Genomic DNA, 22,785 nt, shown 5'->3' with positions numbered 1-22,785 from the left:
TCCAATGAAATTCAGGACAAAGGCCGCTTCGTAGCTTTTAATATTTGTGCTGTCTACTTGACGGGGTGCAGTTCACTTTAAGGATAGCCCTTATGATTCCAGCAATCTATGCGAATGGATAGTCTTTCTTGTTCAGCTTTCTTGCCAACCGCAGCGGCGATCCACCACATGGGATTCAACACATAGTTTTCAAAACTAATCTAAAGACCGCCACTCCAACAACCAGCAGCAACAAAGAGTCTACAAATTCTCTGTAGCGAGGGTAAAGCCTTCAATTACCGCATCTTCGTCAACCTCAATCATGATGCATCTTCTTCCTTGATAATTCACCTGTTTCACATACTTTAGATCTTGTGGGCTGACCGAAATCGTAGCGACTTTCGTATTGATCTTAATTGATTTCGACGTAAATTTCGGCATTACGCTGTTGGCCTTCAGTTCATAATTCCTATCGTCGATAATCGTCTCAAATGCTCGTTCCACTTTTTCAGCTGTCACATTCTCTACACCGCTTACCGTCAGCACTTGCTCCAAATCTTTATAATCCAGCTTCGGAGGTTCTTCCTCCTCCTGGTTGGTTTCGATGATCTGATGTATTTCCTCATACACCATCCCGATCGTAGTCGCGTCGAGTTGTTCACCCGCCACTTCCCTCACGATATCTTCGAAGATCGCTCTCTCCTCAAGTGCCGTCATGTTTCTTTCGGCATTCAAGACCTGTTCGATGAAATACTGATTCGGATCATTCGATTTCCCTGTACAATATAGAATCCGGTTCACGTCGGAATAATTGTCCGTCACACTGGGATAAAAGAACCCTTGCTCAGGGGTACTGAGCTTGATAATCGGATCGACAATGATATTGTACTTATACTCTCTCTCTACATAGTCAAACAAGAGAGCCTTCCGCTGCTTCTCCGTAGAGTTCACACTACATAGAATGAACGGATGTCCAAACACTTCGTCTTTCCCAGTCTCCTCGGCTTCCTCATTCCTCGCCTTCGTTGGCCGGTAGTACTGTCCGCGTACGAACGTAACGACCGTATCCCGTTCATAGTTGGTCTCTGCCATCATTTTTTCCACTAACAGCAGCATCAGGTCCTGCCATTCCTCCGGATCTCCGGTCAACAAAGCTTGGTGCAGCAGCACCTGTGAAGGATCTTCCGCATCCTTCTGAAACTTTAGCTCAAACAGCTTATGATCCAATTCACCAGTCAGCAGCTTTTTGAAATTACCCATGTACAGCTCCTGCTTCTCCCGGTCCACTAACTCAAAGGGATGCCGTTCCCAGTGATAAATCTCTTTCGTTTCCTTCATAATGTACACGTTAAGAATATCGTAAATATTCATCAAATCGTTATCTAGCTTAAATTGCTTACGTATATGTGCGACTTCTTTTTTGTTCATATCGGCTTCGGCAGCTCCTTAGATATATTCTGGCTTATTAAGTATAAATTATTGGAACGTAAATTTGTTAGCGAGTTTTGCGGCTTGCATGGCTGTGGCCAGGATTAGTTCTCCTGTGCACCTGGTCCTCTATTGTGGCATATTTGGATACCCGAGTCGAGTACATCCCCTTGAAATCAACATCTTACTTCACAGTGTATATTTTCCTTATCACGGACCCATAACATCATGAAAATATCAAAAAAACAGAAGCCAATCCACTTGGTTATCGCTCTAAATCTTCAGCTTGTCTCTATCCAAGGTCGCCATAAAAGTATAGGTCACAAAATAAAAAATAGCGGTACGGAATTGCCTCCGCACCGCTATTTTTCATGTTCATTTGGTCCCGCGCCCTTCACTGCCGAGCACCGATTATACGAGTACACATCTCATGTAGTCGCTAATGCTACCGAGCGAGGTGATTGTCTTGCGCGTTACAGCTTACCCGCAGCTTTCACTTTCACAAGCAGTGCATTGCCAGGCAAATACGCAATCGGAATGTCCTCTACGGACACAATCTGTACAGTCTCCGGATTCGCGCCAGCTGCAGTTGCCTCGTTTATAGCGCTCTCCTTCGCATCACGGATGACATCGTCATAGCTCCAGTCGTCCAGCGAATAGATCCGCTCCGACTCGCCGCTAACCTCTCCCAGTGCTGCACCGATCGCGTTCGCCGCATCATAGTTGTCTGGCCGGATAATTCGGCTTGCCCCTGCCAGTGTCTCTGGCACCAGCAAACTGCCGCCGCCGACCAGAATAACATCGACTGGGTCAGCACTCGTTTTCATCCGGTCAATGGCATCCTCCAGACTTTGCTGCATGACGGCATCCGCTTTACCACATGCAGCTTCGTCCACGGTATCCGCGTTTGTGCCAGGCCATACGGCACGTCCCAGCTTCACAGCTACGTCCGTTGTCGTCATCGTATCCCCGCCAAAGATGAGGCCACGTGTCATCAACTCGTAACCCACGCTGTCCGGGCCAACCGTTACACTGCCTGCATCGTCCAACCGGACGATCGTGCCGCCGCCGAGACCAATAGACAGAATGTCTGGCATCCGGAAATTCGTGCGAATGCCACCGATCTCCACCGCTGCCGACGACTGGCGCGGGAAGCCTTGCACGAGCACGCCGATATCCGTTGTCGTGCCGCCGATATCGACAACCAGCGCGTCACTCAGCCCGGACAAATGCGCCGCGCCCCGAATCGAATTCGTCGGTCCGCACGCAATCGTCAGAATCGGGTATCGGAGTGCATATTCGCTCTTCATCAACGTACCGTCATTCTGGCAAATATACAGCTGTGCATGGATACCGAAGCCATCCAGCGCTTCCTTAAAGCCGCGCACCACGCCTGCAATGACTTGCAGCAGTGCCGCGTTCAGCACGGATGCATTCTCCCGCTCGAGCAGACCGATGCTGCCAATCTCGCTGGAGTAGGTAACCGGCATGTCCGAACCTAACACTTCGCGCACGATCTCTCCAACCCGCTTCTCCTGCTCACGGTTCACCGGAGCAAATACCCCGCACACGGCTACCGCGTCGACTTCTCCGCTCATCCGGCGGCATAGTTCGGCGATCTCTTCTTCGTCCAGATTCGCAATCGTGCGGCCGTCATACTCATAACCGCCAGAGGCGATATAGCTATGCGGCCCAATTACAGCACGCAGCGATGGGTCCCAGCCGGCCAGCGGCGGAACCGCCGTTGTCGCCGGAGCGCCGATACGAATCAGGCCGACCCGGCCAAGATGCTTGCGCTCCACGATCGCATTGGTGCAATGCGTGGTGCCGAGCATCGCGTAGCGAATGTCTGAGCCATTTACGCCGCTTTCCTGCAGCAGCAGGCGAACGGCCTCCACAATGCCTTCATTTACATCAGTCGTTGTGTGTACCTTCACCTTATGCACACAGTGCAAGTTTGAATCCAGCAGGGCAGCGTCCGTATTCGTCCCCCCGACATCAATGCCGATGCGGTAAATCTGGTTTGAGTTTGCTGTTGTAAGCTCGGTCATTTCACCGCACCTCCTTTCGCAGCCAACGTCTCGATTGGCACATAATCAAAGTCATAACCGAAATATCTCGGCCCGGCCGTCTCAATGCCTATTGGTGTGCGCCATTTGTCATCACACGGCAAACCTGCTACCGTCACCCGGGCACCATACTTCAAGTTTTCCGTTGTCACCGGCATACCCGTATCCTGATCCAATAGCGTAATAAGGTCAGGTGTAATGGCGAGTGGTTGATCATCAACGGTGGCGAGCAGGAACTCATTCTGGAAAAACAGTCGCAACGATTTCCCCTTGTTCTCACCGGTACCTTCGAATACCGCTTCGCCGCGCGTAAAACCGCCGTCCATGCGCCGACGGATATCTACAGCCTTGCCATGGAACAGTGCATAGCCGCTTAGCTTCGTGAGCAGCTCACGCACAGGATTCAGCTTCTGCTTCTTCGCTTCGAACAGCGTCCGCCCAATCTCATAGGCGAGCGTCAGCGTGCCGCCGATCGCACTCTGCTTCACCTGCGCGCCGGATACCGGATAATCGCAGATGGAGGCAGAACCCCCCATCTCCACCGTCAACGCGCGCGCCATCCGTTCTTCCCACACACCATCAATCGTATGCATCAGCGCGCTGTTGCCGCGCTCGTCCGCCATCGCCACCGGGCTGCACGGAATGCCTTCCAGATGGAACGTCACCATCTGCGATTCGGGAAACGCACGCCCCATCGCATCGGCATCGACGAGCGGAATTCCGCGCTGTGCCGCCGCAATCACCGGAACGAGCGAGTTGCCACCGCCGACCTCGATCGGCATAACAGCATCCACCTTGCGGCCAAGTTCTCTCTCCATCAGATCAAGCGGTTTGGTCAGCTGGTCTGCCGAAGGAATTTTCTCCAGCATTACCGTTGGTGCTCCGATCATTGATACCGGCACGATAAGCCCTTCATCATCAAGCTCTTCAAGCTGGGCGATTCGAACCGGGCCAAACTTGCGGATCGCCTCCATTGCCATCAATTTTCCGACATGAGGATCTCCACCGCCGCCCGTGCCAAGCACCGCTGCTCCGATCGCGATATACTCAATTGCCTGTTCATCCAACTCTGTTAATCTGGTTGCCTTATTCATGCTTTCATCCCTTCTTTACTACCCATTTGCCTATGATTGCTTGTACGATAAATGCTATCAAGAAGCTGTCCAGCGCCGGAACCTGCGTCACCTCGAACCATCCGAGCCCATCCGGAGCCATCGTGGTCATAAACCCGAAGAACGTGGCGATGACCCACACGACGATAGAGCGTGGAATCCAGCTTCGGTTGCTGTCCAGCCCGTCAAACGAGAATCTATTTTTGTTCACCAACAAATACTCAGCCGTATAAATGCCGCCCAGCGGTGCGACAAGCATCGTAATGTACGTCAGGAACGTCATGAAACGGTCATAAATCCCAAAGCAAGCAAGTGCCGTGGCAATTAAACCTGCAATAATCGTGATCACGGATTTAGGCACCCGTTTGAATACGACGGAGAAACCCAGCCCCGCGGAATATAAGTTGTTCGTATTGGTCGTCCATTGTGCCAATGTCAGCACGATGATCGCCGGAATACCGAGTCCGAGCGTCAGAAGAATGCCCGTCAGATCATCGGAATCCATCGAGCGAGACAAGAAGATCGCAATAATTGTCATGAAGCTGTTGCCGACAAAGAAACCGATAAATGCTGCAGTAACCGCGTGCTTTGGCGTTTTGGCCCAGCGCGCGATGTCAGGGGACAGCGCCGTTCCAAGGATAAAGATACCGATGACCAGCGAAATCGCCGTCCCCATCGGCACAGCCTCACCCTCGAACGGTGCCCAGACGGTGCTTCCGCCTTCCCCGTTAAGCGCCATAACCAGCGCGATAATAATAAACACGACGAGCAGCGGTACCGACCAGACGCTTAATTTTTCAATCGCCCTGTAGCCCCAGATCGCCGTGGACATCATGAGAAGTCCGCCAATGATCGACAGTACCGAGAGAGACCAATACCAACCCCATATCTCGTTTAACGCGGTCTGGAAGTTGGAAGCGAAGAAGCCAACCTGAACGCCGAACCAGCCCAGCGATGAAATGCCGAGAATGACCGAGACGATGAGCGCCCCTTTGTTCCCAAACAGAAACCTGCTGATCATGGCCGTCGACAAGCCCGTTTTAGCTCCCACATATGCGCAGACAGCCCCGATTATACCCAATATAGCAGAACCGACAACGACCGCCGTAAGCGAGTCGCCGATGCTCATGCCCGCGCCGAGCTCTGCACCCAGAAACATCGCGGACAAGTCGATGCCAATCGCAATCCAGACGAATGCCATTGAGAGCCATGATTTTCGCAAATGCTGGGGTACAGGTTCCCGTTCGTAATCTTCTATTTTTGTATCGTTGCTCATGTTCCACCCTCTGCTTTCTGTACAATCTTGTTGATTGCCTAAGCTTCGACGGATCTCCAGAACATCTCAAAGGCATGTTTCAGTTTCCGTTCGAACAGCTCCGGCGATTTATAGTAGTAATATTGCGTGCCCAGTCCGTCCATCAAGGTGAGATACGAATCCACCAGCATCTCCAGCGGAACGCTGGCCAATTCACCGCGATCCAGACCTTCCTGCATGATCTCGCTGATAATGCTGCTGAGCAATGTATCAAAACGTCCAAATGCCTCCTGCATCCGTTCCAGCAAGAAATCCGGTGGGAAAATTAAGTACCGGAAGGCAAATACGGCAAGCTCCCGCTTGTCCCGATGGAAATCGTATTGGCGAAGCAGCAGTGCATGCAATTTTTTCTCCGTACTCATTCCTTTGCTGGTTTCTGCCATCGCTTGGATATATTCGTTATAGGCACTCATCGATTCTTCGAAGACCGTCATGAACAGATCTTCCTTGCTCTCGAAAAAGGCGTAGATTGCCGGTGTTTTGACGCCGACCTCCTTCGCAATTTCCGATAATGCCGTACCGTCGTAGCCCTTCTGTCCGAATAAGCTCAGCGCAGCCTCTTTCAGCTTTGTTCTGGTCATATTCATCCCCTTTTCGTCATTTAATTAACGTTAATTAAGTAGATTATACAACTATTTGCATAAAAATCAATCAGTTTTACTACTCTGGCAATTTGCCTTCGCATCTTTATACGTTCAACATTTAAGCAGGACGATATACTAAGGGGGAAATCCCCATACCAAAAAGAGATATCCTTACTCGAAGGATACCTCTTGGCAGCTCGAACCTATTCATTCAAACAATCTTTGATGCAACAGCTCTTCTATTCAAGCACGGTCCAAATATCCAGTGCCGCCAAACGAATCGCCTCATGCGCATGATTCCGGTACGCTCTTAACCGTTCGGTACAAGCCTGATTCCACAATAATGCAGTTCCTGCAACCTTCAACAAAGAAAGACCAATATATTGGGCCGAAAACAGCTGCCCCTCTCTCAAATGGTCCACCAGATCTAGAATCGCCTCCGGGCTCCAATACGCCTGACTGCTATTTGCTGCCTGAGCGATCTGTCTGTAGGCGTAATCCAACAGATGCGGATGCGTGTCCACCATTTGAATCACAGGGTCCACATGCAGGATAGCCTGATCCGCTTGGTTCCATTCAACCATCGCTAAATATAATTTGATCACGGCTGGCTTCAGGGTTTCCTCGGATTTAAGAGCATCAATTAAGCCCGTGTATAAAGGAACGAGCACCCGCCTTGCATTTGGTGGCAATGAGATCAGCTTGTCAATCAACGCCACCAGACGTTGCCGCTGCGGAAGGTCTCTCTCCGGGGCAGCGTTCCATTCTGCCTTCGTCTTCATGTCAGCCAATTGTGTGCAAACGCTGATGACCCGATCATTCACCTTCCCGTCACGGCATGCGACCATGAGCGTGTCCATCGCACGTCCAGAGTAGGATCTACCTTGATATTCCATGCGGATATTGACGCGGCCGATGGCTTCTTTCCCCCGGGACATGCTGTTGATTTTGTAATCCTTCAAATGGACATCCAAACCGACCAGCGCTTTGATGGCGCTATAAAGGGCATCAATCGGACCGTCCCCCACCATGCTGTCTTTGAAGCTTTCGCCGCCTTTTCTCAATTTAACGGTAGCGGTTGGATACAAATCATTGGTTACGACTTGGAATGACTTCAGCTCATACAGATGGCCGCTGCCCTCGTCAAGCTTGCGATGTTCAGTCACAAGATAAAATACATCTTGGTCGTAAACCTCTTTTTTGGCGTCAGCCAGCTTCAGGAATTTAGCGAACAGTTCCTCGAAATCACCATGATCGCTTGTATCGAAGCCGATTTTCTCTACGGCGTTTTTAAACGCGTGTCTTCCGGAACGAGCCGTCAGAATCAGCTCCATGCTTTCCGCTCCGACTTCTTCCGATGACATGATTTCGTACACGTTTTTGTCTTTCAATAGACCATCCTGGTGGATACCGGATGAATGCGCAAAAGCGTTCTCGCCCGTAATCGCCTTATTCACCTGCACATCCAGTCCCGTCAAGTGAGTCAGCAACTTTATCGTTCAGATTTTTCAAACGATCATTGATTTTCCGAATCAGCTCACCGAATTCTTCAGGAACGGCATAACCGACGGTATCAGGCACATTGATGATCGTGGCCCCTGCTTTAACGACGGCTTCGATCGTATTATCCGAGCGGGAGGCATCCTCCATCGATACTGCACTTCAGGCAGCAGCGTTTTGGCAAACTTAACCGCTTCGACTCCCATTTCCAGCACCACGTCTTTGGAACGGCTAAACTTTTTCTCTACGTGAATGTTCGATGTGCCCAGCACGATATGGATAAACGGATTTTGGGCGAGCTTGATGCTTTCATATACGCTTTCGATGCTCCCAGCGCTCAGATCTGCTCCAAACCTACGTTAATTCCGTTGCATCATAATCCGCAGATTTGTTCGTACTCTTTCTCACCCTGCGTTTATCGCTCATCCATGCAAAAATAATACCCGGCAGAGACATGAAGCTGGCGTAGATAAATGTTTGGCCGAAACCTTTGACGGATGCTTCCTTCAGCTCAACTCCTGCACCTGAAAGCAGCACCTTCACTTCCTCAATTTGACCCTCACGAGCTGCGGCAAATGCCTTTTGCTGCTCAGGCTCAAGTGAAGCTGCAGCCGTCTCCAAACCATTCATAATCTTTGAAGTTAGCGCTTCAGCTTGAACTCCGATTCCCGATCCTTTCTTCATTTGGACCCCTTGTTCATTAACCACGCCAATTAAGACCTCTTTTACAAAAGGCATCAGCACCGTATCACCCTTGACCTGCTCAATGACGCGGGCCTGGGCGGTTTGCATCTCTCCGCCGAGATTCTGCTGCAGCAGGGTGACAATAATGGCCACTCCCAGTACGCTGCCGATGGATTTAGCCATATTGATGATGCCTGACGCAATGCCGACCTTTTCCTCAGGCACATGGCGAATGCCAGCCGACATCACAGGTGCCATCGTTAAACCAACGCCGATGCCGGCTATGAATAAGCGGAGAATCACATCGGCAAGCGGGGAATCCGCCTCAAGAGCGCTCATGGAATAGAGGGATCCGCAGATAATCACTGCTCCAATCGCCCCAAACCAGCGGCTGCCGTATTTATTGGACAAGCCCCCCGAAACCGCCGAACTAACAATAGATCCCGCAGCCAAAGTGGACAAGACCAACCCTGCCTTGAGCTCCGTCATCCCCATCACCCGTGTCAGGAAAAAGGATGTCAGAAAAGCCAGATTGGATAATGCCGCGCCGACGATAAATAACGTCAGTGATGTCCCGTTAAACTCCTTGATTTTCAGCAGCGCTAAAGGAAGCATGGGTTCTTTGGCGCGCCGCTGTAAAAGAAAGAATAAAGCGGCACATAACACCCCCGCGCCGATCAGCGCATAAAATTCACCCGAATTCCAGCCATAATCATTTGCCTTAATAAATGCATAGGTAATCAAAAGCATGCCAGCGGTAATCGATAACATACCGGCGTAATCCACCGAATTGCCTGCGGATTCATCCCGGGATTCTTTAATGAACAGCAGTGTCAGCACAATACTGAGCACCCCAAGCGGAACATTCACATAAAAAATCCACTGCCAATTCAGTTTCTCCGTAATAATTCCGCCGAGAGAAGGTCCGCTGGCTGCGGCAAGGCCGGCAATCGCCCCCCATAAGCCAATGATCATGCCATGCTTCTCTTTGGGAAAGGTCGTTGTGGTCAGCGGAATGGTGACCGGTACAATAATCGCGCCTGCCAGCCCCTGAATCGTTCTGAATAAGATCAGCATGCCTAGCGACGTGGATAATCCGGCAAACAAGGAAGATACCGTAAACAATATAACGCCCAATATAAAAACTTTCTTCCGCCCAAATTGATCCGCAAGCCGTGATGCCGTCAGGATCAACGCGGCAAATGCCAGATTATATCCGTTCATAATCCATGAAATTTGCGAAACCGTGCCGCCAAAATGCCGCGTCATCTCCGGCAGGGCGATATTCACGATGGTCGTATCCAACAGTGCCATAAAATATCCCAGCAAAATGGCCGTAAAGGCCAACACTCCTCTTACGCGTCCGTTCATGTTTCACACTCCTCCAAATAATGCGAACTAAAGTTCATGTTTTGATTATATGAACTCAAGTTCACATTTGTCAATAAAATATGAACTGCAGTTCAACTTTCGTTGACAGTCCTTTTGTACTCCTCTACAATCTTTATTACAGAGGGGGGAAATTTGAAGTGACTGAAACTGAGAACGAAACCAAAATCCGAACACCCCGGCAGGAACGGAGCATCAAAACCAAAGAAGCCATTTTGCAAGCCGCCATGAAGCTTTTTTCCGAAAAGGGTTACCACCAGACCAATACCAAAGAAATCGCTGCCGCAGCAGGCGTATCCACCGGAAGCTTTTATTCCTATTACAAGGATAAACGCGCCGTATTCCTGGATTCGCTCACCATCTACTTCCAAGCTCTCCTAGGAAGGATCGAAACCTATCTTGCCGAAATCAATTTCATCTCTATGGACAAGCATAAATTTATGCGGGAGGTTATTGATAGCCTAATTTACTCCCATCAAGTCTTTACCGAGTTTCACAAAGAGTTGCAGGTGATGTATCATTCCGATCCGGAAGTCAAGGCGCTTATGGATGAGCAGTTTCAACTAGGTCGCCGCAGAACGCTGGAATACCTTATGATGACCCCTGAGGAATTAAAGGTGGATCATGTAGAGGCAGCTTCCATTGTCGTATATGAATCATTGAACAGCGTTGTTGATATGCTCGTTTTCGCGCCGCAAAATGTTGATGCCGATCAGATAAAAAACGAACTTGCGAAAATGCTCGTAAACTATTTATATAAATAACCATTCCGCAAAAAAAAACGCAGCCCTCATCAGGCTGCGTTTTCTTTCAGGACCGGCTTAATGATTAACCTGAGATGAGATCCTGCCCTCCATCATCTTGGGCGTGTTGATTTCATTAGGTACAGGGATTGAATGCAGCGTTAATGAAGCTTTATCATCTTCAAAAGCCTGTGCGGCCTGGACGGTATAACGCCCTTCGATATGATGAATGCCTTCAATGCCTCGTAAACCAGCCGCATCCTCTGCGGAAATTTGACTGTAAAATACGTTCAAGTCGCTTAAATTATGTTCCTTAAAATACCCCTTCGTATAGGTGCTAAGATTGTCGCTCAAGGTTACCAGCCCCGTGTAGAAAAAGGCTCCCACCGCAATAACCAAAACAATGGCTATGAATTGTCCTATCGACTGTTTCATATCCCTTAATAATTTCAACGATAAAGTCTTCATCACCACTCTATCCCTTCAACGCTTTGTTTGTGATCATTGATTGTGATGCTCTCCATCCTTCCGCTCTTAACTCGGACCACCTTATCAGCCATCGGTGCGATGGCCGAATTATGGGTGACCAGAACGACGCATGTGTTCGTTTCCTTGTTCAAATCTTGAAGAAGCTTTAAGACAGACTTCCCTGTCACATAATCCAAAGCACCAAAAAGAGATGACTCGCGGGGTCCATAAGCGGCCCTTTAAGTCATCCCTTTTTTAGCTCAATGATGTTTATCCAATTTTAGTTATTCCAGTATTGCTTGGCAATCTTTTGTCCCTGATCGATTTTTGCCCATTGCTCGGCTTCGCTCAGCTCGTTACCGCCGTCGCAGGAAGCGAATCCGCATTGATGCGAGAGCAGCAAACGATCCTTATCAATAATTTTGGATGCTTCGTCAAGAAGACGAATGACGCGTGTTTCATCATCAAGCGTATTTGTTTTGGAAGACAGCAAGCCCAGCACAATCTCCGTTTCCGGTCTGTCCTTGAAAACCTCCAGTGCTTCAATCGAACCCGCACGATCATCATCCCACTCCAGGAAGAAACGATCATATTTCAACTGCTTCAGGAACAGGTTGGCGATTTTCGCGTAAGATCCACCGCCCATGTTGCGGGAATCGTAGTTACCGCGGCAGTTATGTGTCCACATTTTCAAGCCGAGGCTATGACCGAAGTCAATCACGGTATTGTTTATATCAATAAATTCGGTGGCGAGCCCCTGTACTTCTTCTTGGTTAATATTCTCCCCTGTAAACGGTGAGTTCGGGTTGTCGTCTGCAAACAACTCCCATAAGCAATCATCGAATTGCAGAATCTTGCCGCCTGCCGCAGCGAACTCCTCCACAAATTCTTTATACGCGCTCACCAGGCCCTGTTTGAGCTCCTGCAAATTCTGATAAACATTATCCTTGCCGCCAATGTTATTCGACCAGGAAAGTTCACCGAAGATATGGGAAGGAGATGGTACGCAAAGTTTCGTTTGCTGATCACCCGCCGTATCTTGGAGCTGCTTGTACAATTGAATAAAGTGGTGATTCTTTCCGCTCAGCTTGCCAGTAATGCGCAGGCCAATATCCTTGCGTGTTTCATATTTCGATGTTCCGTCCACATCCCGGAAAAAGTAGCCATGATCCGCGATATAACGCTCAACGCCACCAAAGCCCCATACAAAATCCAGATGCCACATCGATTTGGAGAATTCGCCGTCCGTAACAACCGACAGGTTATGATCGATTTCCTTTTTTACAACCTGTTTGATCGCCTCTGTCTCGCACTTGGCATACCCTTCGAAATTTTCATAGAACGGATACTGGATATCATCCCGATGTTCAATTTGCGTTTTATATTTCAGCAGCTCTTCGGGCCGCAACAAACTTCCTACAATCTGAAACTTATCAGTCATGTAAATAACCCCCTCGTTGTATACGATGATCATATCACGACGAGCAGGATTAGAAGGCATACCAAAAGATCATAGCTAGTTATAGCTAAAAGCTATAGCAAAAGTGACTGCTGTTTCCAAAACAAAAAGACACAGCCACGTCGGCCATGTCTTCCAATAATACTATTGCCTGCCCATTTAATTTCCGTGTTCTTCTACCTCACCATAATCCTTGCTACCAAAATCATCAAGCAACGTACGTACTTCACTTGTTGACTTGGCGTTCATTAAGTTATTTCTAAGTTCACTTGCCCCTCGAAATCCACGGACATAGATTTTAAAGAAGCGGGCAAGGGGTTTGAAGGAACGTGGCTCGAGTGCTGAATATTGATCATAGAGATCCAGATGCAGACGCAGCAGATCAAGCAATTCCTCACTGCTATGATCCTTCGGCTCCTTCTCAAAAGCAAATGGATTATGAAAAATACCACGTCCAATCATAATGCCATCCACACCGTATTGTTCAGCAAGCTTTAGGCCGGTCTGACGGTCAGGGATATCCCCGTTAATGGTCAGCAATGTATCTGGCGCGACCTCGTCCCGAAGCTTCTTAATCTCCGGAATCAGTTCCCAGTGAGCGTCTACCTTGCTCATTTCCTTCCTTGTCCGCAGATGAATGGACAGATTCACAATGTCTTGTTTCAAGATATGGGTTAACCAGTCGCGCCATTCGTCTACCCTGCTAAAACCGAGCCTTGTTTTTACACTGACGGGCAGTCCCCCGGCCTTTGCGGCCTGGATAAGATCCGCTGCGATATCGGGACGACAGATCAGACCGCTGCCCTTCCCATTCTCAGCTACATTAGCTACAGGACAACCCATATTAATATCGATGCCTTTAAACCCTTCTTTCGCCATGCCGATACTCATTTGACGAAAATATTCCGGCTTATCCCCCCAAATATGGGCTACAATGGGCTGTTCATCCTCTGTAAAAGTCAAACGTCCGCGCACACTGTGGTTCCCATCCGGGTGACAATAGCTCTCTGTATTCGCAAACTCCGTAAAAAACACATCCGGTCTGGCTGCTTCACTTACGACATGGCGAAACACAACATCCGTCACATCTTCCATGGGCGCCAGGATAAAGAAAGGTCGCGGTAAATCACGCCAAAAATTATCTGTCATATCCAATACTCCTCTATAAATACCAGGACAAATCTTTATCCCGTAATAGTAAACACAACCTGTTCATGTCCTTGCTTTTTCTTCACTTATAGCATATTTAAGCAACGTATATCAAACAGCAGTATATGTTAATCGTAGACGCTTCAATGAATATATCATATTCCAGAGAGAAGCATGCTCCCATTAATTCAAAAAAAAGAGGGGCGATACCCCTCCTTGCTATTACCTATTTGATAGCCATATGCATTGCCGCGACACCGCCACTATAGCTTTTTACATCTACTTTGGAGAATCCCGCTTCCAAAAACATTTGTTTCAGTACATTTTTATTGGGGAAATGACGGGCTGATTCTTGTAACCATGAATATTCATCATAACTTTTGGCAATAAACTTTCCAAGCAAGGGCATGATATAGCGAACATAAAAGAGGGAAGCTTGTTTATAACCGATTAATGTGGGTTGGGATGTTTCTAAACAAACGACTTGTCCGCCTGGTTTAGTTACTCGATACATTTCCCGCAACACGGTTGAATAATCGGGTACATTTCTTAAACCAAAACCAATGGTTACATAATCAAAGGAATCATCTTCAAAAGGAAGCTCCATGGCATTTCCCTGGATAAGGGTAAGCTGCTTTAAAGCTTGTTGCTCTTGCTTATCTTGTGCAATTTTGAGCATGTTCTGGCTAAAATCTAATCCAACGACTTCTCCATGCGTTCCAACAGCATTTGCTAAGGCAATCGCCCAATCCCCGGTTCCAGTGCACACATCCAAAGCTTTACTTCCTTCTTTCACATTCATCCGTTTCATAACATCATGGCGCCATGCGATATGTCTCCTAAAAGTGATGACTGAGTTCATCGAGTCGTATTGATCCGATATCTTTTCAAATACCTGATGAACTCTTTCCGACTTTGTTTGTTCAGACATGAAATCACCTCTTTTCCCCAAGTGCAATATTAATCTTTCAACGAAAGTTTATTTATTCCCATCATGTACTTCGCCGCAGTTCATAAAAATATTGCACAATCGGATGCTTTAACTTCACAATCTCGGCCATGTTTAAAATCCGCTTCTTGCCAACTCGTCTGTCCACCAAAGCTAGAATATTCAATAAAATATCATCGCTCTCTATGCTTTCTTCTATAGAAGTAGATAAGAACTTATTCGCTGTAGCGACAAAATTGGATTTACTTAGGGCAGCCTGTGCTGACAAAAGCTCCTTTGCGAGTACGGATATTTTTCTGTTTCTTGCAATTACGTTTAGACGATCCTCTGGAACGGTCCCTTCGGTATCCTTTCTGACCGCTTCCAATTCTTCATCGCTGATCAGAATTTGGATATTGGCATCATTCTTAATTTCTTGCTCCGTCTGATACCACCTTATTGAGCTGGTTTTATCACTCATATTGAGGATGTTCTTTTTATCTACCGAAATATAACAAAGCCCTGCTTTATCAGGTAAATAACGATAACCAGTTGCGCGGTATTCCACTCTTCCAGCTAACGCAGGACTAAGAAAACTCTCCAGCTGTTGCTTTAATTTGCTCCAGGACATGGTTCCTCCTATGTTCTATATAATTCATACCTGACTGAGGCAGTCATTTTATTATCATCATACAATAAGCCACTCACAGATCATAACATATCATCTTACACTTCGACCTTCATTGACACCCAAGAGCCTATTGTAATAAGAAGCCGGGGTAGCACTCTTAATATTATTCAGAATTGTATTTGAAAAAGCTGAGTTTCTTGTGTGATTAGACTCTTTATGCCATGCAGGTTTATTTAAACAACGCTAAAGTTTTCTCGCCAACAATATAAAAAAGCCCTCATTCGAGGGCTCTTCATTCAGCAATTATAAATATGAGTCGCGTTTGTTCCAGTCTATTCTGCTTAAGTTATGCAAGTAAGCATATCTTAGAATAGATGTCGGATCGATTCCAGGGCCAAAGATCGCCTTTTCGCAATACTCGCAATAAAAATGAGGGACGTTTTGCAGGGTGATCTTTTTCTGGCCAATGTTAAAAACATGACTTCCTGTCCGCAGATCTGCTGTTCCACCACAGCTGCACTGAGTCGAAGTTCGATGGTCGCGTTTTTCTTCTACCAAGATCATATTCCCCACCTCTTTCGGATTTATATATATTATACCCTGTAATGTCACTTTATAGCACAGTAACTACGGAAATAGTGCTTTCAGTTAATACTACCAAAACCATCCTGCCTTCGCCAGTGGTTTTTTCGCCCGTAATTACAATTCCTAGATGAGGGTGCAAAAACTTTTCGGTTTCTGTGTTCTTGGGATGCCTATGGTCCACGTTAAACCGAACACCAGTAATTTTCTTAGCTTTCATAACGCAATTTTCGGCTTCTTCCTTGCTTGTCCATCCTCTTTTGTTGGGATCGTCATCCGAAAGAAGCGAATCTTCAATGATCCGTTCAAGGGCATGATCTTCGAAACCAATAAACGGTCCTGCTTTTAGAATCTCTAAAAGTTTGTCACGCAAGCTTATAAGCCGTTCTTTTGAAAATGTAATCGGAATACCCATCGGAATACCGTTACCGGAAGTTCGATTTAGGATATCCGCATCGTTCATTCCCATAACCTTAAGACGCATCAAATTAACTTCGAGATCGGTAAGTTGAACAAATGTCTCCTTGCTTCGATCCCATGTATATCTTGTGCCTTCTTTCGAAATGAAGGTGACTGGTTTGCTCAACAATAATCCACCCTTTTACTCTATTTAAGTAAAACTCTCATTTTTGAATTATATCATAGAATTGGAAGAATATAGTTCCAAAGTTCGAGATTATAAGACAATAGCCCTCACATGAGGGCTTAAGCTTTTATTAAGTTACATAATCAATGCCGGTGATTTGTTGTTTGTATTCTTCTTCGGTGATCAAATTCGCTTTCACGAAGTTCTTTGAGCTTTCATTTGTAAATGCAGGATGGCCTCCGTTATCCTTCATTAATTCGCCTGCACCTCGGAATCCTTTGACATATATTTAGAAGAAGCGCTGAAGCGCTGAAACGGAACGAGGCAATACTTCTAAATATTGATCATACAGATCAAGCTGCAATCTTAAGAGGTCAATCTACTTCTTACTGCTATGCTCTTTCGGTTCTTTTTCAAAGGTAAACGGATTTTTAAAAATACACGCCCAATCATCACGCCATCCACACCATATTTTGAGGCAAGCTTCAGCCCCATTTGACGGTCAAGATTATCGTCGTTAATTGTAAATAAAGTATTTGGCGCAATTTGGTCACGTAGTTCCTTGATTTCGCGTATTAAATAATCAATCTTATCCTCCTTACTTTGATGTTTAGAGTTATCCACTCATAGACGAACTGGATTGGAACTGGAATCGCTTGGCTCTTACTAAAGCGAAGAGCATGATCATTGCGATAAAAGCAAAGATTGCACACCACAGATACACATTACGGTACCCGAATGCATCGGATAGCAAACCAAATAGCAAGAAACCAAGCAGAGAACCTATTTTTCCCGTATTGGAATAGAGAGTCATTGCAGTACCGGGCATACTCGGTATGAAGTCCTGGAAGTAAGTAATTGCAATGCCGCTTGTGATAGAAATGTAGGCGGCGCTAAGCACTTGGATAAGGAATATATGCCAAACGTCAGTGGCGAAGAAGGTGGCGAAGAAGTATGCAAAAGCAAGCAATGAGCCTAGCCGAATCAGATTATCGCTCTTAACCCGCAGTGCTAAAACCCCAAATCCGAGCATAAAAGGAATTTCGAACACCGGCGGAATGCTGAACACGACGCCAACATCCTTCTCTTCACCGTTCAATACTTTCGTTACGAATTGGGCCATATTTAACGAGCTGATCGTGTTCGCTGTTGAAATGAGGGTAAAGGCAATCAAGTTAACAAAAATAAAAGGTTGGAAGATGACTTGCCGCAGAGGGGTCGAGGCTTGAGGTGGTTTTGGCTGCGCGGTGATCTGTGCTTTGGATGTCTTTCTGAGCGAGAGCAGAACGATACCTACAACGATGATATAACAGGATGCTGCAACGAGAAACATCCCTTTGAAACCGAAATATAGCAGGACGTAAGCTGCAATGGCTGGTCCTACGGTCCAAGACAGGGCGAACAGGACTCGCAGAATGTTCATATATAACGGAATCTCATTTGCAGGAAGCTTAGACTTTACTAGTACCTCGCGTCCGTAAGCAAAGATTTGCGAAAATGTAGAAGAGGATATACCTAAAAAAGTCGAAGAGATCACAAGAAGCACATAATAGTCACGGGAATATGCATAACCGATATATCCGATCGCGCCAGCAATCGCACAGAGAATAAGAATCATCTTACGGTCAGATACACGATCAGATAACTTGCCGATATAGGTGCTGAAGCCGACACCACAGAGCGTAGACACCATCATGAATAGACCAAACTCCGTATTGCTCATGCCGACTTCATCAATCCCGAACATGGAGCTGAAAGGCAGTACAAATGAGTACGCGATCCCAAGAAAAACATTTAACAACAAAATGATCGGAAAACCATCAATGCCCATTACAGATTGCGTTCGATTTCTAACCGCAGCAAAAAAATTACTCATCCTATCCTCCACCCTTTTTTTCTATGTATCCCATATATTTGAATCCATAAATTTTACAATATGAAAGAGATACTCGTAAAGAATATTTTTCCAAAAGTGATTGGCGAAATACCGATATTTTATTCATAGAAAAACACCGTCGACAATTACCCATCGACAGAGTGAGGGTGGGGTCTTCTCGCACCGTATTTTTCCAAATAATGCAACTACAAAGACTAGAAATGTTATACAATATAGTATATTAGAACTACTATATATACATTTAATAGGACCGTATGAAAGGGAGTACTAAGAATGGAAGATCATTTACCATATAAATCAAAATATTCCAAGTTTGACCGTGTCATTTTAACACTCGCCTTCATCTTGTATCCCGTCGGTCTCTTGATGGCATTATTCCGTGTACTTACGACTCATGTTCATCACTCTCGCAAGGGAAGAAATCATCGACTGATTGGATGGCTTGGGGTTTATGCTTATATTTTAATCATGGGATTATTTATTTTAGCTTTTGACCTCGACAACCCTGACGATGTTCAACTTTACTGGGATTCTGCCTGGCTATATGGAATAATACTTCTAATTCCGGCTATCTCTTTTTTCATATTGGGCAGCCGGGCAGATAGTAAATTCAGCCTATTATTGCACCAGTATTACCACCTTGTTATGAACAGAAGGATCAGAGAGATTGATCATATCGCCGTAGAAACAAAACAATCCCCCAATCACGTCATTCGAGACTTGGATTTTATGATCACAGAGCATATGCTGCCCTTCGGCCGAATCCAAAATGGCATCCTAGAACTTGAGTCCGAAGAGTATCATGAAGCCTATGATGATGATGATTATGATGAAGAATATGTAGACGAATATGATGACGAATATGATGACGAGGAATATGAATACGATGATGAGGAGTATGAAGACGAATACGAAGAATATGAATATGTTGATGAGGAATATGTAGACGAAGAAGAGGAGTATGAAGACGAATACGATGAAAGCGAGGATCGGGGGCACAGACCTAAATCCATAGAATGCCCAAGCTGCGGAGCCAGGATGATCGTGTATGCTAACGATGAGAAGGAATGTGACTATTGCGGTAACGTGATTAGCGCATAAAATCAAGATACCAGGCAGTATTTTCTAAGCTCCCGTTTAAGAAATATAGACGAAGTACTAATTAAACAAGAACAGACTGCCGAAGCAGTCTGTTTATGGTTTTACTAGTTTCATTTCACATGATATGCAGCCAAATTGCGGATCAAAGGCTTCTCCATGCTGGAAAGAATACTGACCCGCAATTGATCAGTTTCGATGGTGTCGAACCGGTCGATTTTTTTATGTCCAATCGCACTTCCACGTACAAGCTCTTTCCATTCGCCTTGGCTGTATGCTTCAAGCACGTATTCACGCACACGCTCCCCATAGGCTATGTCTTCCATGATGATTACGTGATTTACTGGCTGGATATGCTCCAAATACAGAGGAAGCTCGGTTCCTTCTCCACTCGTTTGGCCAACCGGCTGGCCGAATCTGCGGCGGATTTCATCTCCGAATTCAATAACACGCTCCACATCCACTTCAGGCAGCAGCCCGCGGTTGTCCGGGGAAATATTCAAGAGCAGCGTGGCGCCATGGCCGACCGAGCGGTAATAAATATCCAGTACTTCCTCCAGGCTTCTTAGGCTTGCTTCATCGTCAGGATGCCAGAACCAGTGAAGCTTGCGGATCGGAACATCGCATTCAGCCGGTACCCAAGACGGAGTACCTTCCATCCAGGTCATCATATCGCTGGTGAACATGCTCTCCTTCGCCGTGGTAGCCGTGTTCCAACAAGGATAAGGCGCGACGCCGTCTTCATTCCCTACCCAGCGAATCGTCGGGCGTCCCATATTAAAGACCATCGCATCGGGCTGATATTGATCAATCAGGCCGATGATTCTATTCCAATCGTATTCCCTGCCTTGGGAACCGGCTCCGTCAAACCATACTTCTACCAGCGGTCCATATCCGGTCAGAAGCTCCGTTAATTGCTCCGCGTAGAAATCGTCATAAGCCTCTTTATCGGGATAGCAAGGTTCATGCCGGTCCCAGGGGGACAGATATAACCCGAACTGAAGCCCTTCTTCTCTGCAGGCATCGGCAACTTCACGGACGACATCCCCTTTACCGTCCCTCCACGGACTGGACTTCACGGAGTAATCGGTTGTTTTTGTCGGCCACAGACAGAATCCGTCATGATGCTTTGCGGTCAATACCAGATATTTAAAGCCGGCGCGCTTTGCGGTCCTGGCCCACTGCCGTGCATCCAACTGCTCCGGATTGAAGATTTCCGCTGAATCCGTCCCGTCTCCCCATTCTTGATCGCAAAACGTATTCATACCGAAATGGCAAAACATGCCCAGCTCCATATCCTGCCATGCCAGCTGCTGTGGAGATGGCTTTGCAAGTTCATTCATTGAATCATACACCTGCTTTCTATGAAGGTTAAATAATCATTCCCTGCACAGGGAATGTCCGTGCGCAGGGAACCAATTTTGCGTTAATTTCTCGCATCTAATGCCTTTTGATAGATTTCCAGGTACTGGCTCAGCTGCATGCCATCCAGCCCTTGCACATAAGCATCCCATTCTTTATTGATATCTTTAGAGCCTGTAATAAACTGCGCCATATTGGATTTTACGTAGTCGACAAGCGTCGTCTTGATCTGCGCAACGAGCTCGGCATCTTCAAGCGCTATGAACAGTCCTGTTGGATATTGCTCCTTAGATTGGTACGGTTCATATTCCTTGGAAACCTGATTCAGACGGGTACCGTATCCGTCGGGAGCGAGCGGATCCTGAGGAGATGTCCAGGACGCTCGATAAGCATAGGTTCTGAGCGATGGACCGATCTGTTCCCAACCGTCATTATGCGTCGGCTTTTTCTCGGGGTCAGGAATAGAGGTATATTTAGCCTGCTTCCCATCGATATCCTTTTCACCGGACTCAGCTTTTCGCCATCTTTCGCCCTCAGGACCATATTCCTGCAACACGATCGCCTCTTCCGTATATAGATAATCCGCTAATCGGATAGCGGCAATCTGCTGCTCGCTCGTCGCTTTATTCGTAATCGCAAATTGTGAGACTCCGATTCCCGCAAAATTCAGCGTCTGCTGCACACCATTCGGGCCTTTCAGCGGCGGCAGGGCCACATAGTCTTTATGACGCGGCGCCTTATCATCCATGCTGTAAGCATAACTGATTAATGCCGTTGAAAGCGCACCCATAATATTGTCCGGTTCGCGGTTGGCCATTTGTTGAACCGCATCCGCATTCTGCGTAAAGGCAGCGGGATCGATTAATCCCTCTTTGTACAATTGATTCAAATAAATGAGGCCTTGTTTCCACTCTTCTTTGTTTGCCGTAAAGTCGACTTTGCCATCGATAACGCGGAGGAACGTACCCGAGTCCTTGTCAACGTAGTCATCAAGGATAAACGAGTTCATCAGGAAGGCTGATACGTTGCCTGCCCACATTTCATCAGAGCCTGTCAGCGGGATTTCATCTTTTTTTCCGTTTCCGTTCGGATCTTTCTCTTTGAACGCTTTCAGCACCGTATAGAATTCGTCAGTTGTCTTCGGCACAGGAAGACCCACGTTATCGAGCCATTTTTTGTTGATCCACATTTTGAGCGCATTGTCACAATGATAGCATTCATTGACCTGCGGCAGAGCATAGATGTTGCCGTCCGGACTCGTAATGGAGGCTTTCATGTAGGGGATATCCTCCATAGCTTTCTTGATATTAGGTGCATACTGTTCAATCAAATCATTCAGGGGGATAAAAACGCCCTGAGACCCATACTTCATCTGCTCCTCCTTGGTCAAATTCCCATGGAGAATGACTTCAGGATAATCGCCGCCAGCCAGCATGAGCTGTTTACGGTCATTCAAAGCATTGTCCGGTACAAGGTCCCAAGCGATTTTGATGTTCGTCTTATCTTCAAGGTATTTGGTATATAAATTGGTATCCATGTTTTCGATTGACGCGTATTGAGGTGCGAACATTTTAATGGTCATCGGCTCCTTCACGATCGGATAGGAACCGACAGGCGTAAACAGATCTTCACCTGCAGCAGTGTTGCCATTTGACTGATCGCCGGAATCGGCCGATTTGGTGCCGCTGCAGGCGCTAAGCAGCAGCATGCAAGCCATCAGGCAGCTAATGAAGCCTAGCCAGGTTTTCTTTTTCATGCTCTTTTCCATTGAATATTCCCCCCGCTTATCATGAGTATTTCGGGCGCTCGGCCCCTTTCCTGT

At 46.9% G+C, this 22,785-nt stretch carries 18 protein-coding genes and 4 pseudogenes; 2 read left to right on the top strand and 20 right to left on the bottom strand.

Annotated elements, in window-relative coordinates:
* Window positions 1-240: 240 nt before the first annotated feature.
* The 7 genes and pseudogenes from AM231_RS00735 to AM231_RS00700 form a co-directional block, all read right to left on the bottom strand.
* Window positions 241-1,407, bottom strand: a complete 1,167-nt coding sequence (locus tag AM231_RS00735) for a DUF4317 domain-containing protein (RefSeq protein WP_054400867.1) — start codon at window positions 1,405-1,407, stop codon at window positions 241-243.
* 473 nt (window positions 1,408-1,880) lie between these two features.
* On the bottom strand, window positions 1,881-3,458 hold the full coding sequence (locus tag AM231_RS00730) for an ROK family protein (protein ID WP_054400866.1): 1,578 nt from the start codon (window positions 3,456-3,458) through the stop codon (window positions 1,881-1,883).
* Entirely contained in the window at window positions 3,455-4,570 is a 1,116-nt protein-coding gene (locus AM231_RS00725; protein WP_054400865.1) for a DUF917 domain-containing protein, read from the bottom strand. The genes AM231_RS00730 and AM231_RS00725 overlap by 4 nt, the downstream gene beginning before the upstream one ends.
* 4 nt (window positions 4,571-4,574) lie before the next feature.
* A complete protein-coding gene (locus AM231_RS00720) occupies window positions 4,575-5,864 on the bottom strand; it encodes a cytosine permease (protein WP_054400864.1) in 1,290 nt (429 codons plus the stop codon).
* 38 nt (window positions 5,865-5,902) lie between these two features.
* Entirely contained in the window at window positions 5,903-6,484 is a 582-nt protein-coding gene (locus AM231_RS00715) for a TetR/AcrR family transcriptional regulator (protein ID WP_054400863.1), read from the bottom strand.
* 854 nt (window positions 6,485-7,338) lie between these two features.
* Window positions 7,339-8,313 (bottom strand): annotated as a pseudogene (locus AM231_RS27940) (alpha-isopropylmalate synthase regulatory domain-containing protein); the annotation flags it as partial.
* Between the two features lie 28 nt (window positions 8,314-8,341).
* Complete coding sequence (locus AM231_RS00700; protein WP_053489840.1) at window positions 8,342-10,042, bottom strand: MFS transporter; 1,701 nt, start codon at window positions 10,040-10,042, stop codon at window positions 8,342-8,344.
* Between the two features lie 158 nt (window positions 10,043-10,200).
* Here AM231_RS00700 and AM231_RS00695 point away from each other — a divergent pair, with 158 nt between their 5' ends.
* Window positions 10,201-10,824, top strand: coding sequence for a TetR/AcrR family transcriptional regulator (locus AM231_RS00695; RefSeq protein WP_053489841.1), 624 nt, complete (start codon window positions 10,201-10,203; stop codon window positions 10,822-10,824).
* 63 nt (window positions 10,825-10,887) lie between these two features.
* Here the strand turns inward: AM231_RS00695 and AM231_RS00690 are convergent.
* The 11 genes and pseudogenes from AM231_RS00690 to AM231_RS00655 all read right to left on the bottom strand — a co-directional run.
* Window positions 10,888-11,271 (bottom strand): annotated as a pseudogene (locus AM231_RS00690) (ABC transporter permease); the annotation flags it as partial.
* Window positions 11,271-11,474, bottom strand: a pseudogene (locus AM231_RS29790) (ABC transporter ATP-binding protein); the annotation flags it as partial. The pseudogenes AM231_RS29790 and AM231_RS00690, both read right to left, overlap by 1 nt.
* A gap of 77 nt (window positions 11,475-11,551) precedes the next feature.
* A complete protein-coding gene (locus tag AM231_RS00680) occupies window positions 11,552-12,712 on the bottom strand; it encodes a cobalamin-independent methionine synthase II family protein (protein ID WP_054400858.1) in 1,161 nt (386 codons plus the stop codon).
* Between the two features lie 177 nt (window positions 12,713-12,889).
* Window positions 12,890-13,879 (bottom strand): tRNA dihydrouridine synthase, encoded by a 990-nt coding sequence (locus tag AM231_RS00675; RefSeq protein WP_054400857.1) that lies wholly within the window; start codon window positions 13,877-13,879, stop codon window positions 12,890-12,892.
* 226 nt (window positions 13,880-14,105) lie between these two features.
* Window positions 14,106-14,810: a demethylmenaquinone methyltransferase gene (locus AM231_RS00670; protein WP_054400856.1), complete on the bottom strand. Its 705-nt coding sequence runs from the start codon at window positions 14,808-14,810 to the stop codon at window positions 14,106-14,108.
* Between the two features lie 61 nt (window positions 14,811-14,871).
* Window positions 14,872-15,438, bottom strand: a complete 567-nt coding sequence (locus AM231_RS00665) for an SF0329 family protein (RefSeq protein WP_054400855.1) — start codon at window positions 15,436-15,438, stop codon at window positions 14,872-14,874.
* Between the two features lie 303 nt (window positions 15,439-15,741).
* The gene (locus tag AM231_RS30400) at window positions 15,742-16,002 is read right to left on the bottom strand and encodes a YgiT-type zinc finger protein (RefSeq protein WP_082341514.1); all 261 of its coding nucleotides are present in this window, start codon (window positions 16,000-16,002) and stop codon (window positions 15,742-15,744) included.
* Window positions 16,003-16,051: 49 nt separating this feature from the next.
* Window positions 16,052-16,606 carry a hypothetical protein gene (locus AM231_RS00660; protein ID WP_054400854.1) on the bottom strand — a complete coding sequence of 185 codons (555 nt, stop codon included), beginning with the start codon at window positions 16,604-16,606 and terminating at the stop codon, window positions 16,052-16,054.
* A gap of 130 nt (window positions 16,607-16,736) precedes the next feature.
* On the bottom strand, window positions 16,737-16,859 hold the full coding sequence (locus AM231_RS29785; protein ID WP_131724704.1) for an XkdX family protein: 123 nt from the start codon (window positions 16,857-16,859) through the stop codon (window positions 16,737-16,739).
* A 39-nt stretch (window positions 16,860-16,898) separates the two neighbouring features.
* A pseudogene (locus AM231_RS29780) lies at window positions 16,899-17,185 on the bottom strand (tRNA-dihydrouridine synthase); the annotation flags it as partial.
* A gap of 37 nt (window positions 17,186-17,222) precedes the next feature.
* Window positions 17,223-18,482, bottom strand: coding sequence for a sugar efflux transporter (locus tag AM231_RS00655; RefSeq protein ID WP_054400853.1), 1,260 nt, complete (start codon window positions 18,480-18,482; stop codon window positions 17,223-17,225).
* 489 nt (window positions 18,483-18,971) lie between these two features.
* Between AM231_RS00655 and AM231_RS29380 the strand changes: the two genes are divergently transcribed.
* The gene (locus AM231_RS29380) at window positions 18,972-19,604 is read left to right on the top strand and encodes a hypothetical protein (protein WP_207383518.1); all 633 of its coding nucleotides are present in this window, start codon (window positions 18,972-18,974) and stop codon (window positions 19,602-19,604) included.
* 110 nt (window positions 19,605-19,714) lie between these two features.
* On the opposite strand, the gene AM231_RS00645 is transcribed toward AM231_RS29380, so the two are convergent.
* Both AM231_RS00645 and AM231_RS00640 read right to left on the bottom strand, forming a co-directional pair.
* Window positions 19,715-20,944 carry an alpha-L-fucosidase gene (locus AM231_RS00645; protein WP_054400851.1) on the bottom strand — a complete coding sequence of 410 codons (1,230 nt, stop codon included), beginning with the start codon at window positions 20,942-20,944 and terminating at the stop codon, window positions 19,715-19,717.
* 83 nt (window positions 20,945-21,027) lie between these two features.
* Window positions 21,028-22,731 (bottom strand): ABC transporter substrate-binding protein, encoded by a 1,704-nt coding sequence (locus tag AM231_RS00640; RefSeq protein ID WP_054400850.1) that lies wholly within the window; start codon window positions 22,729-22,731, stop codon window positions 21,028-21,030.
* Window positions 22,732-22,785: the final 54 nt, after the last annotated feature.

It is taken from the genome of Paenibacillus solani (genome assembly GCF_001277345.1).
GTDB classification, from domain to species: domain Bacteria; phylum Bacillota; class Bacilli; order Paenibacillales; family Paenibacillaceae; genus Paenibacillus_AQ; species Paenibacillus_AQ solani.
Note: the sequence above shows the minus strand (reverse complement) of the source record. Positions and strands in the feature narration are given on the sequence as shown.

Coding starts and splice junctions, on each gene's coding strand:
- AM231_RS00735 (WP_054400867.1), bottom strand. CDS start 1,407: ATGAACAAAAAAGAAGTCGCACATATACGTAAGCAATTTAAGCTAGAT.
- AM231_RS00730 (WP_054400866.1), bottom strand. CDS start 3,458: ATGACCGAGCTTACAACAGCAAACTCAAACCAGATTTACCGCATCGGC.
- AM231_RS00725 (WP_054400865.1), bottom strand. CDS start 4,570: ATGAATAAGGCAACCAGATTAACAGAGTTGGATGAACAGGCAATTGAG.
- AM231_RS00720 (WP_054400864.1), bottom strand. CDS start 5,864: ATGAGCAACGATACAAAAATAGAAGATTACGAACGGGAACCTGTACCC.
- AM231_RS00715 (WP_054400863.1), bottom strand. CDS start 6,484: ATGACCAGAACAAAGCTGAAAGAGGCTGCGCTGAGCTTATTCGGACAG.
- AM231_RS00700 (WP_053489840.1), bottom strand. CDS start 10,042: ATGAACGGACGCGTAAGAGGAGTGTTGGCCTTTACGGCCATTTTGCTG.
- AM231_RS00680 (WP_054400858.1), bottom strand. CDS start 12,712: ATGACTGATAAGTTTCAGATTGTAGGAAGTTTGTTGCGGCCCGAAGAG.
- AM231_RS00675 (WP_054400857.1), bottom strand. CDS start 13,879: ATGACAGATAATTTTTGGCGTGATTTACCGCGACCTTTCTTTATCCTG.
- AM231_RS00670 (WP_054400856.1), bottom strand. CDS start 14,810: ATGTCTGAACAAACAAAGTCGGAAAGAGTTCATCAGGTATTTGAAAAG.
- AM231_RS00665 (WP_054400855.1), bottom strand. CDS start 15,438: ATGTCCTGGAGCAAATTAAAGCAACAGCTGGAGAGTTTTCTTAGTCCT.
- AM231_RS30400 (WP_082341514.1), bottom strand. CDS start 16,002: ATGATCTTGGTAGAAGAAAAACGCGACCATCGAACTTCGACTCAGTGC.
- AM231_RS29785 (WP_131724704.1), bottom strand. CDS start 16,859: ATGAAGGATAACGGAGGCCATCCTGCATTTACAAATGAAAGCTCAAAG.
- AM231_RS00655 (WP_054400853.1), bottom strand. CDS start 18,482: ATGAGTAATTTTTTTGCTGCGGTTAGAAATCGAACGCAATCTGTAATG.
- AM231_RS29380 (WP_207383518.1), top strand. CDS start 18,972: ATGGGATTATTTATTTTAGCTTTTGACCTCGACAACCCTGACGATGTT.
- AM231_RS00645 (WP_054400851.1), bottom strand. CDS start 20,944: ATGAATGAACTTGCAAAGCCATCTCCACAGCAGCTGGCATGGCAGGAT.
- AM231_RS00640 (WP_054400850.1), bottom strand. CDS start 22,731: ATGGAAAAGAGCATGAAAAAGAAAACCTGGCTAGGCTTCATTAGCTGC.